Here is a 15,079-nt window from a genome sequence, read left to right on the forward strand (position 1 = left end):
TGTCAGTCCTCCGTGCTCAGTACGGCGGTAAGGAAGATGTCGGTGAGGGCGGCGGCCGCCGGGGCGGAACGCGCGGCGCTCATCCGCAGGGCGGTGACGAGGTGCTGCCGCTCCCGAGGGGTCAGGGCGGCGCCCAGGGAGCGCCCGAAGCGCTCGGCCACCGGGTCCGGCTCGGTCGTCACGGCGGTCAGGTCGCGCAGGGTGGCGTGCAGGACGCGCAGCGCCCATCCCCGGCGCGGCCGGTTCTCCAGCGCGCCCGCCCACAGTTCGGCGACCCGGTCGCTCTGCCCGGGGGCGCCCACCAGCAGCGAGGCGCCCACCAGCCGGCCCGTCGTGGAGTCGCGGGCCCCGAGGAGGGTCTGGAGGGTGTCGAGGGCGGTCTCCTTGTGGTGTCCCGTCAGCGTGGTGCGCAGGGCCCTGAGCCGGTACGCCAGCGGCCGCAGCACCGCGCCGGTGTCCTCGCCGCACTCCAGGAGCAGGGCGACCAGGCCGGCCAGGGCGAGCATCGCCTCCTCGGAGCGGCCGGTCAGCCGCAGCAGCACGTTCACGGCGTCGGTGGGGAACCGGACGCCGAGCGCCCCGCTGAACGCCGCCGCGGCCGTCGACCGCAGCGCCGGTTCCGGCGAGCGGGCCCAGTCGCGGCCCACGGCGAGCGCGGTGGCGGCGAGGCCCTCGTCCAGGCACATGCACTGCAGCACCAGAGTGGCCGTGGACTGCCCCGCCGGTCCGGCCACACCGCCCGCCCAGGGGTGCAGGTAGTTCTCGGCGACCTCGTCGAACGCGGGCCGGGTGAGCAGGGCGAGCCCCGAGGCGACGGACAGCTGCACGCCGAGGCCGGGCTGGGCGCCGACGAGTTCGGTCAGCCAGTCGCGTACGCCGTTCCAGTACGCCGTGGAGCGCTTCGCCCACAGTTCCCGGAGCACCCACGGCCGGTACTGGGGGTGGGCGAAGACCAGCGCGCCGCGGGTGAGGGCGCCGTCCTTGCGCTCCTCCACGGCGACCAGGGTGTTGCGGCCCAGGGACAGCCGGCGGTCGGCGTCGCGGCGGTGGGCGGCGGCCGTCTCCTCGTCGTTCGCCAGCACCGGGAAGGTGGGCGCCACCCATTCCTCCAGGCGCTCCTGGCAGGTCTCGAAGTCGCGGTAGCCGGCGCCGGTGACGAAGGACAGCGCGGTCACCTCGGCCCACTCCCGCGGTTCCCGCCCGGCGGCGAACCACTCCCGTACCGGTTCCGCCGCGCCACTGCCGTACTCCTGCCAGACCTCGTCGGGGTCGGCGCCGCGGGCGATCCGCCCGGCCGCCTCGGCGACCTCCGCGACCCCGCAGCCGCCCGGCAGGCCGGCCACGGCCCGCTCGACGGTGTCCGCGGCGCACCGCGCCCGCAGCAGCCGCACCCGCAGTACGGCGGCCAGGTCCGGCAGCTGCCACGGCACATGGCGTACGGAGCCGGGGGCGTCGCCCTCCACCGGGTGCACGGTGGTGATCACCAGGTGGGCGTCGGCGTCCCGGACGGCGTCCCGGACGCGCCGCCAGTCGAAGTCCGCCGTGCCCGAGGCGGCCTCGTGCATGCGGTCGATCAGCACATAGCCGATGCCCTTCTCGAACGCCATGCGTCGCCCGTCGGCGAGGTCCTCCAGGCTCCGGCCGGGTGAGAGCACCACGTACTCCGTGCCCTCGGCGGCCTTCGCGACGAGCGCCACCGCCGCGGACCGCTTGCCGATGCCGGGCGGGCCGACGAGCACCACCACTCCCTCCTGCCCCAGGGCACGGGCGGCCTCCTCGAAGCAGCGGGGTTCGACGTACGGGGCGAGGAGCGCGTCCGCCTCGCCCGCGTCCAGCCGGCCCACGGCACGGCGGCGGGCGTTGGCGAAGTCACCGACGCCGATGCCGAAGTGGGCGCCGGGTGCGTCGAGGGCTCCGTAGAAGTACTGGTTGACACGGTTGTGCTGCACGGGGGCCGCCGCAGGAGTGTCCGGGGCCGCCGCGTCGGGCTGTTCCGGGGCACTCCGCCCGTCCTGGGGCTCGTCGGCCCCCGCGGCCTCTCCGGGTCCCCGCTCGCTCTGTTCCTCGTCCATCCTCAGTCATCACTCCGCGTCACTTGGAGATCCCGAAGACGGCACCCGGCGCGTGGACGGTTCCGGAAATGACCTGAACTACCGTGTCGCCACGGGCAGTTGACGCATTCGAGGGGCGCGCGTCCGGCACTTCACCACCCTTCGCACCCCCCTGCGCGGGCTCGACGACGGTGCCGGAACCGGATGCCTGCCCGTCGTGTCCGGGCACCCGGATCCATATCCGTCCCGCGTACTCCTTCTCCTCGATCCGCACCTCGTGGAACTCCTGCGCCCGGATCGTCGTGTACGCCTCACGGATCACGTCGTTGAAGACGGTCGAGGAGACCGCGAGGGCCATGCAGGCGTCCGGGGCCGCGTCCAGGGCCGAGCGCAGCGCGGCACTGTCCAGCATCCGGCCGATCTCGACCGGGGCCCGCCCCTCGAAGCCGTTGGCGGCCGGTGCGGCCGAACCGAAGTGCACGGCCACCCGCAGCCGCAGCCACGCCTCGCGCACCCGGCCGTGGTTGAACTCCCGCAGACCGGCGTCCAGATGTCGCATGAACGTGTCGACGAGGTGCGGCTCGGAGGAGCCCTCCGGCAGCACGGCGAGCACCGAGTCGCCACCCACCTGCGTCTCCCAGCGTTCCCGCTCCAGCCCCGACGCGTCGGCCGAAACCACCAGCAGCTTCTGGATGGCCTCCTGCAACTGCCGCTGCGTCACGACGTCGACGCGGCCGTACCCCTTGGCGTCGACCGCCAGCAGCAGCCTGCGACGGAAGGTACCCATGCTCGAACTCCCCGTTCTTTCGGTGGAGTCACACCCGGGACGTACGTATCCGGGGACTCCGTGGCACACCGGCGCCCGCTCCCCCGAGCCGTGCGGACGCCGGTACGCCAGTGGTACACGTCTCGCCCAGGGGGAAACCCCGTCTAAATACGGGATGCGGAAGGGTGCGAAACATACAGCGGGCCACGGAAGTGACGGGCGGGTTCCGGTGGGCGGGGGCGAGAACAAGTCACCCGTGATCCCGCAGAAATGCCGGATCGTCGCGCGCGAGGCGGCTTCTCATGGGGAGCGGGAGCCGACCACCGACCGCAGGAGTCCGTATGCCGTCCACCGGAGCCGACCGGGACAGCCGCCCGGCGCAGTACATGTTCACCGCGCTGCAGACCACCCACCAGCACGCGGACGCCAAGGCCGGTGTCCTGGCCGCCGTCCAGGCGGCCCTGGTCGGCACCGCCGGCTGGTGGAGCGGGCCCGCCCTGCACGCCGTGCGGGACGGCGGAGCGCCGGGGGTGCTCGCGGGCGCGCTGCTCGCGCTGTTCCTGGGCGGACTGTTCGCCGGCGCGGGCTTCCTCGCCGCCGCCCTGCGCCCTCGGGTGCTGCGCCCCGGGTGCGCCAACCGCTACAGCTTCGTCCACCTGGCGACCGGCCCGGACATCCTGCCGTCCGCCCCGCCGGGTGACGGTGCGGAGGCCGAAGCGACGCGGGAGCGGGGGGAGCTGTCGCAGACCGTTCGCTTCCTGGCCGGGGTGGCGGTGAGCAAGTACCGGTGGCTGACGGGGGCGGTGGTGTGCACGGCGGTGATGGGTGTCAGCGCCGGACTGCTGGTGGTGCTACGGCCACTGCTGTCCTAGGGGGCGAGGTCCGCGATCCGTCTCAGCCGGGGCAGGTCGCGGATGGCCGTCGATCCGTAGCCGGTCTCCAGCAGCCCTTCCCCGCGCAGCTCACGCAGCCCCTTGTGCACCGTCGTCTCCGCGGCCCCGGTGAGCGCGGCCAGCTCGGGCTGGGTCAGCCGGCAGCCCAGGACCATGCCGTCGCCCACGGGGTGCCCGTAGGTCGTCGCCAGCTCCACCAGCAGCCGGGCCAGCCGCACCTTGACCGGATAGCCACGGAAGTCCAGGCGCCGGCGGTTGGCCCAGCGCAGCCGGTCGGCGACGATCCCGGTGAGCACGATGGCCACGTCCGGGCGCCGCATCAGCAGGGCCCGCAGGACGCCCGGCTGGAGCACCCGCGCGGTCATGGGCCCGCACGCCGTCACCGTGGCCGAGCGGGGCGCCCCGTCCATGGCCGCCATCTCGCCCACCGTGTCCCCGCCGACCCGCACCGCGAGCAGCGACGCCTCCCCGTTCTCCACACACGCGGTCACCTTGGCGAAGCCGGACAGCAGCAGCAGGGCGTGCCGGTCGTGCGCGCCCTCGCTCAGCAGCACCTGCCCCGCCTCGAACCGGGTCTCCACGCCCAGGGCGAGCAGCTCCCGCCGGGCCTGGAGCGGCAGCCTCCCCAGCAGACTGCGCGCGGGCCACGCGACGGAGCTGTACGACGGCATCGGCACGGCGGTCCCCCCGACCTCTCGGTGACCACACCGATCCTGCCCCTCCGTCCGGCCCGGCGCCATGGGGTTAGGCTCGCGCTCATGACGACTGCAGAGAACGACGGCACCTCTCCCCTCGACGTGGAGATCGGCGCGCTGAACGGCGGCTCCGCCGGTCTCGCCCAGTACGCGGGGCGGGCCGTGCTCGTCGTGAACGTGGCCTCCAAGTGCGGGCTGACCCCGCAGTACGCCGGTCTTGAGCGGCTGCACGAGCGGTACGCGGAGCAGGGCTTCACCGTGCTCGGCGTGCCCTGCAACCAGTTCCTCGGGCAGGAGCCGGGCAGCGCGGAGGAGATCTCCGAGTTCTGCTCGGCGACGTACGGCGTGACCTTCCCGATGACCGAGAAGGTCGAGGTCAACGGGGACGGGCGGCACGCCCTGTACGAGCGGCTGACCGGCTTCGCCGACGCCGAGGGGCACAGCGGGGACGTCCGCTGGAACTTCGAGAAGTTCCTGATCGGGCGGGACGGCGAGGTCGTCGCCCGGTTCTCGCCGCAGACCGAGCCGGAGTCGGCGGAGGTCGTGTCGGCGGTGGAGAAGGCGATCGGCTGACCGTTGACCTTGCCCCTGGGGCAGGGGTGAGCGTGTCCGTCACCGGGCGGAGAGGCCGTCCGGTGACGGAGGATGTCGACGTGGACGAGGAACTGATCGGCATCGGGGCGTTCGCGGCACGGGCACGGCTGTCGGCGAAGGCGCTGCGGCTGTACGACCGGCTGGGGCTGCTGGCCCCGGCACGGGTCGACGAGACCACCGGCTACCGGTCCTACCCGACCGGGTCAGGTCGAACACGCCCGGCTGGTGGCGCTGTTGCGGCAGCTGGACATGCCGCTGGCCCGGATCGCCGAGGTCGTCGACGCGGACGACGGTGCGACGGCCGCCGGACGGCTCGCCGCCTACTGGGCGGACGTCGAGGCGCGGCACGCCGGGCAGCGGACGCTCGCGGCATACCTCCGTGGACGGTTGTCGGGGAGGAGCTCCGAGATGTACGGGAAGTTCGTGGTCGAGACGGTGGACGTACCGGCGCAGGTGCTGGTCACCGAGGAGCGGCACGTGCTGGCGGAGGAGTTGCCGGCGTGGATCGGGGCCTCGCTGGGCCGGCTGGAGGAGGCGGCCCGGGAGTGCGGGGGTGTCGCCGGTGTGCCGTTCGTGGCGTATCACGCCGAGGTGTCCACGGAGAGCGACGGCCCCGCGGAGGCGTGCGTGCCGGTCGCCGACGAGGCGGCGGCACGCGCCTGGGCGGGTCGGCGGGGCCGGGTCCGGGGGACGGCGGTGCGGGTGGAGCCGGCGCTGCGGCCGGCCCGCACCCGGATCACCAAGGCGCAGGTGGCACATCCGCAGATCCTGGCCGCCTTCGAGGCGGTGGAGGAGTGGATGAGGGCGGAGGCGCTGACGCCGGCGGGCCCCTGCCGGGAGGTGTACTTCGCCGACTGGGACGCCGCGGGCCCCGAGGACCCGGTGTGCGACGTGGCCTTCCCGGTGGCCCGTACGGCGGGCTGAGCCGAGAGGGCGCGGGCCGAGCCCTCTCGGCTGGGACGGCGGACCGGTCGAGAGGGCCCTGTCGGTGGCGCGCACGGCGGTCCGGTGACGCCCGGTGGGCGGTCGCCGGACCGGTCAGCTCTTGACCGAGGCCACGAAAACACTCCACGCGTCCGCGGGGAAGGCCAGTTTCGGGCCCTCGGGGACCTTGGTGTCCCCGAGTTCCAGCGCCGCCCCGGTGGTCGACCTGACCATCACGCACGCGCCGTTGTTGTTGGTGTAGGAGGACGTCGTCCACGTTTCCGTGGCGCCCAGACGAATTGCCATGTTCGCTCCGTAGCCAGATGCTGAGTTGCTGTCACCGGCCTGCGTGTTCCGGCGTGGACCCGCAGAACGGATTTCGCCAACCCTCGCTGGTGGTTGGCGTGATCGACGCTACTCGCCAACATCTTCTTTCGGAGCAGTCGTTCACTCGACCGGGTGGCATATACCAGGTGAGTCTTCCAGTCCGGCATGTCAGCGGTGTACCATCCCGCCGCCGCCTGGTCGGCCCTCAGCGCGCGTAGTCCTTCGCGAGGCGCTCGACGAGCTGCCGGGACTGGTCCACGTTCAGCGACTGGGCCCGCAGGTGCTCGTACATCACCGTGTACTTCTGCACATCGTGCGGCTTCTCCAGATACAGGTCGCTGGTGACGCCCTCGATGTAGACGACGCTGGAATCGGCCGCGTCGGCGAACTCCAGGATCGAGTACTGGCCGTTGATGCCGGCGTGCGCGCCGACCTCGAACGGCAGCACCTGCACGGTGATGTGCGGCAGCTGGGACAACTCCATGACGTGCTCCAGCTGTTCCCGCATCACCTGCCGGCTCCCGACGACCCGGTGCAGCGACGCCTCGTCCAGCACCACCCACAGCCGCAGCGGGTCCTTCTCGGCGGTGATCCGGCTCTGCCTGCGCAACCGGACCTCGACCCGCTTGTCGTTGTCCTGCTCGGACGACTCCGGCGAACCGCCCTGGACGATCGCCTCGGCGTACGCGCGGGTCTGCAGCAGGCCGGTGATGATCTGCGGTTCGTAGACACGGAGCGACTCCGCGTCCGTCTCCAGACCGATGTAGACGCTGTACGGGATGTCGCCGAAGGCGTGCCACCAGCCCTGCTGGCGGGAGTCCTTGGCCATCTGCATCAGCGACTCGACGATCCGCTGGTCCTCCACCTCGTAGACCCCGCACAGATCGCGGACGTCACGCTGGCTGATGCTGCGCCTGCCGTTCTCCAGGCGGCTGATCTTCGACTGCGACACCAGCAGCCGTTCCGCCACTTCCTCGGCGGTCATGCCCTTGACCTCGCGGAGCCGGCGCAGCTCCTGGCCCAGCCGGCGCCGCCTGACGGTGGGATTGACATTGGACGCCACGGGACGTGCACCTCCGGCTGCGTGCCTCGTACTTGCCACTTTGCGTGTCTGCTGTGGAGCAGACTGCCACCAAGGCGCTTCCTGCCGCTGGGAAACTGTGGATATACGACGGGTACACGCCACTTCACGGTGTGGTGGCGGGTGCGGGCGCACGCCGAAGCGGGCCGCGGGTGCGCCGGGCGGGGCGAGGGGAACCCGTGCGTTCTCCTCGCCCCGCCCGGACTGCGGCTCCCGTGACCGGGTCCGTCGGCCGTGGATCCGTCGGCCGTGCCGTGCCGTTGGCCCTGGGGGACGTGCGGCTCAGTGGGCCACGGCGCGTGCCATGGATCCGTGGTGCGGTTGCGCCGGAACGCCTCGGGCGGGTTCCGGTGCGCCCCGGCCGCCGGCGGGGGCCTGCCGGCCTGCCGGAGCGGGGCTGCGGCGCGGCTGGGCCGCCGCGCCGTTCTGGACGTCCATCACGGCGTGCGCGACGAGTCCGCCCATCGGGTCGTGCCGGATCAGATCCCGCAACCGGGAACGCGAGGAGCGCCCCTCGTTCCCCGGGTACAGGTGCTTGCCGAGGCCGACCGCGTGCGCCAGTGCGGCGAGCGCCGCGGTCCGCGGGTCCGGCGGTACGCCGGTGCGGATCGCGGAGTCCAGCCGGGCCCTGATCTCCCGGCTGATCTCGGTGTCCGTCGCCTGGTAGCGAGTCGTCGGCAGCACCCCGCACATCTGTCCGGCCACGGCGTGCACCATGCCGCACCGCTCCAGATGCGAGAGATAGGTCTGGCGCAGCCCGAGACGCGGCCCGCCGATCCAGTGGACCGCCCGTACGGGAGCACCGCGCCTTCGCAGCAACTCCAACGCGCAGTCCAGTGTTGGGTCTCCAGTCGGCCGTGGCACCACCACGGCGATACGATCCCCGTCTGGGGCTATCCGTCCGGCCAGCGCCAGCTCCACTAGCTGTGCTCCGGCCAGACCGAGGTCGAGCGACTGCGGCTGCGCAGTGGTACCCGTGGTCGGGTCCAATGCGAGCAGCAGAAGCTCCTCCGGAATTGTTCTGCGGCTCCTGCCCATCCATGCCTCCCCGCGTGGATGTCTGACAGGGTGACCCCTCTCACATTGGTCTGTCGAGGGTGCGTGACCGGTTCGTAGTGGAACCAGTACCTATGTCGTTCTCGTCTACCACGTGGGGGAAGTCCGCACACAGGACACTGGTACATGGTTCGGACAGCGCTGCGGAGTGCTGTCGTGGGCGGGCGGTTCACGGTTCGGTTGGCGCACGCGGGGCGTGCGGCACATGGAGGAGGCATCGGTGGCGGGCGAGTCCCCCGACAGGTCGAAGCAGCGCGAGTCGTCGGCAGAACCGACGTCGGGGAGCGCGAGTCCGGTTCCCGAGAAGCGGGATCCCCGGTGGGCGGTGAGCCGCGAGGCCGAGCCCTCGGAGGGCCGCGGGAACGTCGACACGGCCACCCGTGTGCTGTCGGCGCGCGACGGCGCACCCGCGGGTGAGGGTGCCGAGTCCGGCCGCCTGCGCGAGGCGGTGGCCGCGTGGGTCCGCTCGGCGGACCCGGACGAATCCGGGACCGGCTCCGAGGGCGCCACCGCCGACACCGAGGACGCCTCGGACGCCGGTACGGCTGCCGCCGGGGAACGAGAGGACGCCTCGGACGCCGGTACGGCCGAGGGCGCCACCGAGGACGACGCCTCCGGTGATCAGGACGGGCCCGGGGTGCAGCCGGAGTCCGGTGACGCGGACGACGCGCGTGATGACGCCGAGGACGCCTCCGGACGGACGGCTGCCGCCACGAAGCCGAAGGGCGAGGCCGAGGACGGCCCCGAGACGCCCGCCGCCACCGAGGACGCCTCCGAGGCCGGTACGGCCGAGGGCGCCACCGAGGACGACGCCTCCGGTGATCAGGACGGGCCCGGGGTGCAGCCGGAGTCCGGTGACGCGGACGACGCGCGTGATGACGCCGAGGACGCCTCCGGACGGACGGCTGCCGCCACGAAGCCGAAGGGCGAGGCCGAGGACGGCCCCGAGACGCCCGCCGCCACCGAGGACGCCTCCGAGGCCGGTACGGCCGAGGGCGTCACCGTGGACGACGCCTCCGGTGATCAGGACGGGCCCGGGAACGCCTCCCGGGCCACCACGGGGACCGGCACGGACACGGACGCCCCGGAGACCACGGACGACACCTCCCGCGACCGGGGCCGGCCCGGGAGTGCCGGGGAGGACACCGCCGCAGCCGACGTCTCCCGCGCCGAGGAGGCGCCCGAGGGCGCCGGGGCGGGCGCGGACGCGTCGGAGTCCGGCGTCTTCGCGGGTGACGCCTCCCGCGACCGGGACGTGCCGGAGGGCGGGGCGGCCGACGGTACGGCGGAGTCCGACGCCCTCGCGGGCGCGGGCTCCGACGACGAGCCGGCGGGTGACGCCCCCGAGGCCGGAACCGGCCGGGACGGCCGTCCGAAGGCCAAGGGACCCGTCGATCAGCCCACCGCCGTGTTCCGGACCGGGCGGCCCTCCGCGCCCGCCGTCGATCAGCCCACCACCATGCTCAAGCTGGGCGGCGCGGGCCGCGAGGCCGAGGTCGAGGCCGAGCGGACCAGCAAGTTCGTCGCGCTCAAGCGGGACGACGACCTCGGCGTCCGCAAGCCGCCCGCCGCCCCCACCGCTCCCGCCGGGGCCACCACCTCGCTCCCGCAGGTCGGCCCCGAGCGGACCACGCAGCAGCCGCTGCCGCCCAGACCGCCGCTGGATCTGCTGGCCGAGCTGACCAACACCCCGCCGCCCCCGCAGACTCCGCTGCGGACCGCCGTGCGGCGCGTCAAGATCTGGACGCCGCTGGTCCTGCTGCTGGTGATCGTCTTCGCGGTCGTGCAGAACGTGCGCTCGCTCCCGGCGCCCACCCTGGTGCTCACCGCCGAGGAGAGCTACACCTTCGAGGGCGACAAGCTCGACCTCCCGTGGCCGGCCAAGGGGCAGGCCGCGCTGGACGTCGACGGCATCGGCACCTTCGGTTCCTCCGGCGAGCAGAAGCCCGTACCGATCGCCAGTGTCGCCAAGGTCATGACGGCTTACCTGGTCCTGCGCGACCACCCGCTGAAGAGCGGCGCCGAGGGTCCGATGATCAAGGTCGACGAGCTCGCCGAGAAGCAGTCCGACGCCGGGCAGGAGTCGACCGTCAACGTCACGGCGGGTGACGAGATCTCCCAGCGGGAGGCGATCGAGGCCATTCTGATCGCGTCCGCGAACAACGTGGCGCGGCTGCTCGCCCGCTGGGACGCGGGTTCGGAGAAGGCGTTCGTCCAGAAGATGAACACCGCCGCGAAGGACCTCGGCATGACCGACACGACGTACACGGACCCCTCGGGTCTGAACGACACCACCGTGAGCACCGCCGTGGACCAGGTGAAGCTGGCCAAGGCCGCGATGAAGCAGCCCGCCTTCCGCGAGGTCGCCGCGATGATGGAGTACATCGACTACAAGAACGTCAAGCACGGCAACTGGAACCGCCTGGTCGGCCACAACGACGTCGTGGGCATCAAGACCGGCACCACCACCTCCGCGCTCGGCAACCTCACCTTCGCGGCGAAGAAGGACGTCGACGGCGAGACCCACCGGATCATCGGCGCGGTGGTGCGCCAGCCCGAGGGCGGTTCGGACAACACGATCCTGGGTGGTGCCCTGGCCGCGGGCGACCAGCTGATCCGGGCCGCGCAGGACGTGCTGGAGTCGGCGACGATCCTGAAGAAGGGCACCGTCGTCGGGTACGCGGACGACGGCCTCGGCGGCCGTACGCCCGTCGCCGTCACCGAGGACGTCAAGGCCGTCGGCTGGGCGGGCCTGTCGGTGAAGCTGACGTTCGCCGGGGAGGAGCTGCCGCACACCGCGAAGGCCGGCACCGAGGTGGGCACGCTCACCGTGGGCGACGGCACGAGCGGCGCCGTCAAGGTGCCGGTCGCCCTGCAGGAAGACCTCGTGGAGCCCGGCTTCACGGACAAGCTGACGCGTCTCACCTGATCCAGGACCATGCGGAGCCGGCGGCCGCCGCCCACCCGGGCGACGGCCGCCGGGCTGCGTGCTAGCGTCACGAAACGGGCAGGCAAGACGGGATACGGGGAGTGCCTTCAGGTGGCCACAGCGGAGCCGACACACGCCGACGACGCCGATCCGGACCCGGGATCCGGCCCGCGAATACCGCCGGCCGGGACACAGCGGCCCCCCGGGGGCACCGACGAGACCCCAGGCGCTCCCGGCGCCGCCATGGCCGCCGTCCTCGCCGTGCGCGCCCGCATGCTGCGGCACCCGGTGCTGTCCGTCACCGCGCTCTCCGGCCTGCTGCACATCGTCTGGTTCTTCACGTTCGCCAACAGCGGCGGTGATCTCGCCGCGCAGGACGCGTGGGCCGAGTTCGTCGGCCGGCACCCGGACTCCGCGTACAACCTCGCCTGGTACGGCGGGATGCACCCGGTGTCGTACAGCGTGGTGTCGCCGTATCTGATGTCGGTCCTCGGCGTGCGGACGACGATGATGATCGCGGGCACGGTGTCGGCGGGACTGCTGACGCTGGTGCTGATGCGCAGCCGGTCGGTACGGAACCCGCTGTGGGCGGCGCTCGCCGGCGTGTTCGCGCTGCTGTGCAACGCGGCCTCGGGACGGGTGACGTACGGGCTCGGCACGATGTTCGCGCTCGGCGCGGTCGCCGTCGTCTTCTGCTGGCCCCACCGGTGGCGCTACAAGCGCTGGGCGAAGGCCCTGTGCGCGGCCCCGCTGGCGGCGCTGGCGACGATGGCCTCGCCGGTCGCGGGACTGTTCGTGGGCCTGGTCGCGGCGGCGCTGTTCCTGCAGAAGCGCCGGCCGGGGGCGTGGGCGCTGGGTCTCGCGCCGACCGCGGTGGTGGCGGTGTCTGCCTGGCTGTTCCCGTTCTCGGGGACGCAGCCGATGGGCATCGGCTCGGTGATCCTGCCGCTGCTGTACTCGGTCCTGGTGTACGTCCTGGTCCCCGCGGAGTGGAAGACCGTACGGATCACGGCCGCGGTGTACGGGCTGGGGATCGTGCTGGTCTGGCTGATCAGTTCGCAGATCGGGTCGAACATGACCCGGCTGGCGATGCTGTTCGGCGGGGTGGTGCTGGTGGCGGCGCTGCCGTTCACGGTGCCGAAGTCCCTCAAGTGGTACGCGATCGTCGTCGCCTTCGTCGGCTTCACCGGCTGGATCGGCTTCAAGTCGGTCGACGACGTCGTGCACACCACGCCGGCCGCGTCCTGGGCGCGCGAGCTGGCTCCGCTGGTGAACGAGCTCCAGGAGGTCGGCGCCGGGCGGGGCCGCGTGGAGGTCGTGCCGGCCCGCTCGCACCGGGAGGCGTCCGCCCTCGCCCCGTACGTCAACCTGGCCCGGGGCTGGAACCGGCAGGCCGACATGGAGCGCAACCCGCTCTTCTACGACGACACCCTCAACTCGGCGAACTACCGCGAGTGGCTGAAGCGCTGGGGCGTGCACTTCGTGGTGCTGCCGAAGGACGAGCCGGACGGTGACGGCGGCCAGCGGGAGCGGGAGCTGGTGCAGCGCGGGCTTCCGTATCTGAAGCAGATCTGGGGCGACGCGAACTGGCAGCTGTTCGCGGTGGACGAGCCGACTCCGCTGGCGGAGCCGAACACGGTGGTGGAGCGGGCCGAGCAGGGTGAGTGGACGCTGCGGGTGGAGAAGGCGGGCCGGATCCTGATCCGTGTGCCGTACTCGCCGTGGCTGGGCCTCGTCGACGCGGAGGGCAACAAGCTGGGGCCGCCGCAGGAGACGGAGGAGTCCGAGAGCCGTCCGGAGGGTGAGCCGAGGACGTACGAGAACGTCCACGGCTGTCTGATGGCGACGGAGGAGGACGCGGAGGGCGACACGTGGACGATGCTGCTCGCGCCGGAGCCCGGGACGTACCGTCTGGCGGCTCCGTACCGGTGGCAGCGGGGCACTCCCTGCCCGGACGAGCTGCGCTGATCCCGGGGCTTCCGGGAATTCCGGCCCTCCCGGCTCGTTCATGACTGTGAACAAGGGTCAGCGAGCCGAACATTTTTACTTCCTCTTGACCTTACGCTTCCTTGTCGTGATCGCGCCATCACGCCCACGATGAGCGGGCACTTCGCGGCCTTCCTCGTCCCTACCCCGCTCAGGCGAAGTGCCAACCAGCTGAGTGGAGTTCACAAGGCGGACCCTGGAAGGGGGGACATGAACAGTCTCGACTGGGCGGTGCTCATCGGTTACTTCGCCGTGATGGTCGGCATCGGTGTCTGGTCGCACAAGCGGGTGGACAACGTCAGCGACTTCTTCACGGCCGGCGGCAAGATGCCGTGGTGGCTCTCCGGTATCTCCCACCACATGTCGGGGTACAGCGCGGTGATGTTCACCGGCTACGCCGGCATCGCCTACACCTACGGCGTGACGTCCTTCGTCACCTGGTCGTTCCCCATCGCCTTCGGCATCGCCATCGGGTCGAAGCTGTTCGCCCCGCGGATCAACCGGCTGCGCTCCCGGCTCCACGTGGCCTCACCGCTGGAGTACCTGAAGAACCGCTACGACCTGAAGACGCAGCAGGCGCTGGCCTGGTCAGGCATGCTGCTGAAGATCGTGGACGTGGGCGCGAAGTGGGCGGCCATCGCCACCCTGCTGTCGGTGTTCACCGGTGTCTCGCTCAACCAGGGCATCCTCATCACCGGCGTCGTCACGGCGATCTACTGCACCATCGGCGGCCTGTGGGCGGACGCGCTGACCGAACTCGGTCAGTTCATCATCCAGCTGCTGGCCGGTGTCGCGATGTTCGTCGCGGTGGTGGTCGAGCTCGGCGACCACGGCGGCTTCTTCGGGGCGTGGGACGAGCCGGAGCTCCAGGGTCACGGGGAGCCACTGGTCGGACCGTACGGCACGGTCTTCCTGCTGGCGTTCCTCTTCATCAAGCTGTTCGAGTACAACGGCGGCATGCTCAACCAGGCCCAGCGCTACATGGCCACCCGCAACGCCCGCGAGGCGGAGCGCTCGGCACGGCTGTCGGCGGTGCTGTGGCTGGTCTGGCCGGTGATCCTGTTCTTCCCGATGTGGATGTCCCCGCTGCTGGTGGAGTCCCAGAAGGCGGACGGCTCCGACTCCTACGCCCTGATGACCGAGCAGCTGCTGCCGCACGGCCTGCTGGGCCTGGTCATCGTCGGCTTCTTCTCCCACACGATGGCCATGTGCTCCTCGGACGCCAACGCCATCGCGGCCGTCTTCACCCGTGACGTGGCGCCGGTGCTGTCGGCGCGGGCGCGGCTGTGGGGCGACCGGTCGGGTCTGATCGCGGCCCGTGTCACGACGGTGGTCTTCCTCGGCCTGTCCATGGCGGTCGCCACCCAGGTCAACTCGCCGACGTTCAACGACATCATCACGGTCGTCATCAAGTGGGTGGCCGGACTGATGGGCCCGATCGCCATCCCGATGATGCTGGGCCTGCTGCGGCCGTTCCGCCGCTCCGGTCCGACGGCGGCGCTCACCAGCTGGGCCCTGGGCCTGCTGGCCTTCTGGCTGGTGAACTACCCGATCAACTGGGCCGTCGACGGCGGCGTGCCGCTGGAGTACCAGGTCTCCATCCCGCTGGCGGTCTCGCTGGTCCTGTACGTCCTGATCGGCTACGTGAAGCCGGAGGACACCCCGGAGCGGATGGCGGTCATCGAGACCGTCAACACCGACGGCGACGACTCGGCCGCGGCGGCGGTCCCGGCCCCGGCCCCGGCGGAGGAGACCGCCCGGGTGAAGGACTGAAGGG

General features: G+C 72.0%; 11 protein-coding genes and 1 pseudogene. 6 read left to right on the plus strand and 6 right to left on the minus strand.

Going from position 1 to position 15,079, the window contains the following annotated elements:
• Nucleotides 1–2: 2 nt before the first annotated feature.
• The gene (locus tag ACH4VX_RS16495; RefSeq protein ID WP_398368092.1) at nt 3–2,072 is read right to left on the minus strand and encodes a hypothetical protein; all 2,070 of its coding nucleotides are present in this window, start codon (nt 2,070–2,072) and stop codon (nt 3–5) included.
• Nucleotides 2,073–2,091: 19 nt separating this feature from the next.
• On the minus strand, nt 2,092–2,838 hold the full coding sequence (locus ACH4VX_RS16500; RefSeq protein ID WP_398368093.1) for a hypothetical protein: 747 nt from the start codon (nt 2,836–2,838) through the stop codon (nt 2,092–2,094).
• A 320-nt stretch (nt 2,839–3,158) separates the two neighbouring features.
• Between ACH4VX_RS16500 and ACH4VX_RS16505 the strand changes: the two genes are divergently transcribed.
• Nucleotides 3,159–3,689 (plus strand): hypothetical protein, encoded by a 531-nt coding sequence (locus ACH4VX_RS16505; protein WP_398368094.1) that lies wholly within the window; start codon nt 3,159–3,161, stop codon nt 3,687–3,689.
• Here the strand turns inward: ACH4VX_RS16505 and ACH4VX_RS16510 are convergent.
• Nucleotides 3,686–4,381: a Crp/Fnr family transcriptional regulator gene (locus ACH4VX_RS16510; RefSeq protein WP_398368095.1), complete on the minus strand. Its 696-nt coding sequence runs from the start codon at nt 4,379–4,381 to the stop codon at nt 3,686–3,688. The genes ACH4VX_RS16505 and ACH4VX_RS16510 overlap by 4 nt on opposite strands.
• Nucleotides 4,382–4,468: 87 nt before the next feature.
• Here ACH4VX_RS16510 and ACH4VX_RS16515 point away from each other — a divergent pair, with 87 nt between their 5' ends.
• On the plus strand, nt 4,469–4,978 hold the full coding sequence (locus ACH4VX_RS16515; protein ID WP_398368096.1) for a glutathione peroxidase: 510 nt from the start codon (nt 4,469–4,471) through the stop codon (nt 4,976–4,978).
• A gap of 62 nt (nt 4,979–5,040) precedes the next feature.
• Nucleotides 5,041–5,923 (plus strand): annotated as a pseudogene (locus ACH4VX_RS16520) (MerR family transcriptional regulator).
• Between the two features lie 114 nt (nt 5,924–6,037).
• Here ACH4VX_RS16520 and ACH4VX_RS16525 read toward each other — a convergent pair.
• The 3 genes from ACH4VX_RS16525 to ACH4VX_RS16535 all read right to left on the minus strand — a co-directional run bounded on the left by ACH4VX_RS16525 (nt 6,038) and on the right by ACH4VX_RS16535 (nt 8,369).
• The gene (locus ACH4VX_RS16525) at nt 6,038–6,229 is read right to left on the minus strand and encodes a DUF397 domain-containing protein (RefSeq protein WP_398368097.1); all 192 of its coding nucleotides are present in this window, start codon (nt 6,227–6,229) and stop codon (nt 6,038–6,040) included.
• A 226-nt stretch (nt 6,230–6,455) separates the two neighbouring features.
• The gene (locus tag ACH4VX_RS16530; RefSeq protein ID WP_398368098.1) at nt 6,456–7,313 is read right to left on the minus strand and encodes a helix-turn-helix domain-containing protein; all 858 of its coding nucleotides are present in this window, start codon (nt 7,311–7,313) and stop codon (nt 6,456–6,458) included.
• Nucleotides 7,314–7,613: 300 nt separating this feature from the next.
• Complete coding sequence (locus ACH4VX_RS16535) at nt 7,614–8,369, minus strand: GPP34 family phosphoprotein (RefSeq protein WP_398368099.1); 756 nt, start codon at nt 8,367–8,369, stop codon at nt 7,614–7,616.
• 238 nt (nt 8,370–8,607) lie between these two features.
• On the opposite strand from ACH4VX_RS16535, the gene ACH4VX_RS16540 reads away from it, so the two are divergent.
• The 3 genes from ACH4VX_RS16540 (at nt 8,608) to ACH4VX_RS16550 (ending at nt 15,075) form a co-directional block, all read left to right on the plus strand.
• A complete protein-coding gene (locus ACH4VX_RS16540) occupies nt 8,608–11,316 on the plus strand; it encodes a D-alanyl-D-alanine carboxypeptidase (protein ID WP_398368100.1) in 2,709 nt (902 codons plus the stop codon).
• A 111-nt stretch (nt 11,317–11,427) separates the two neighbouring features.
• Nucleotides 11,428–13,284, plus strand: coding sequence for an MFS transporter (locus ACH4VX_RS16545; RefSeq protein WP_398368101.1), 1,857 nt, complete (start codon nt 11,428–11,430; stop codon nt 13,282–13,284).
• Between the two features lie 228 nt (nt 13,285–13,512).
• Nucleotides 13,513–15,075, plus strand: coding sequence for a sodium:solute symporter family protein (locus tag ACH4VX_RS16550; RefSeq protein ID WP_398368102.1), 1,563 nt, complete (start codon nt 13,513–13,515; stop codon nt 15,073–15,075).
• The last annotated feature ends 4 nt before the right edge of the window (nt 15,076–15,079 follow it).

It is taken from the genome of Streptomyces sp. NPDC020731 (assembly GCF_044334705.1).
GTDB lineage: Bacteria > Actinomycetota > Actinomycetes > Streptomycetales > Streptomycetaceae > Streptomyces.

Excerpts from the sequence above, each read along its gene's own strand:
- ACH4VX_RS16495 (WP_398368092.1), bottom strand. The coding sequence starts at position 2,072 with ATGGACGAGGAACAGAGCGAGCGGGGACCCGGAGAGGCCGCGGGGGCC.
- ACH4VX_RS16500 (WP_398368093.1), bottom strand. The coding sequence starts at position 2,838 with ATGGGTACCTTCCGTCGCAGGCTGCTGCTGGCGGTCGACGCCAAGGGG.
- ACH4VX_RS16505 (WP_398368094.1), top strand. The coding sequence starts at position 3,159 with ATGCCGTCCACCGGAGCCGACCGGGACAGCCGCCCGGCGCAGTACATG.
- ACH4VX_RS16510 (WP_398368095.1), bottom strand. The coding sequence starts at position 4,381 with ATGCCGTCGTACAGCTCCGTCGCGTGGCCCGCGCGCAGTCTGCTGGGG.
- ACH4VX_RS16515 (WP_398368096.1), top strand. The coding sequence starts at position 4,469 with ATGACGACTGCAGAGAACGACGGCACCTCTCCCCTCGACGTGGAGATC.
- ACH4VX_RS16525 (WP_398368097.1), bottom strand. The coding sequence starts at position 6,229 with ATGGCAATTCGTCTGGGCGCCACGGAAACGTGGACGACGTCCTCCTAC.
- ACH4VX_RS16535 (WP_398368099.1), bottom strand. The coding sequence starts at position 8,369 with ATGGGCAGGAGCCGCAGAACAATTCCGGAGGAGCTTCTGCTGCTCGCA.
- ACH4VX_RS16550 (WP_398368102.1), top strand. The coding sequence starts at position 13,513 with ATGAACAGTCTCGACTGGGCGGTGCTCATCGGTTACTTCGCCGTGATG.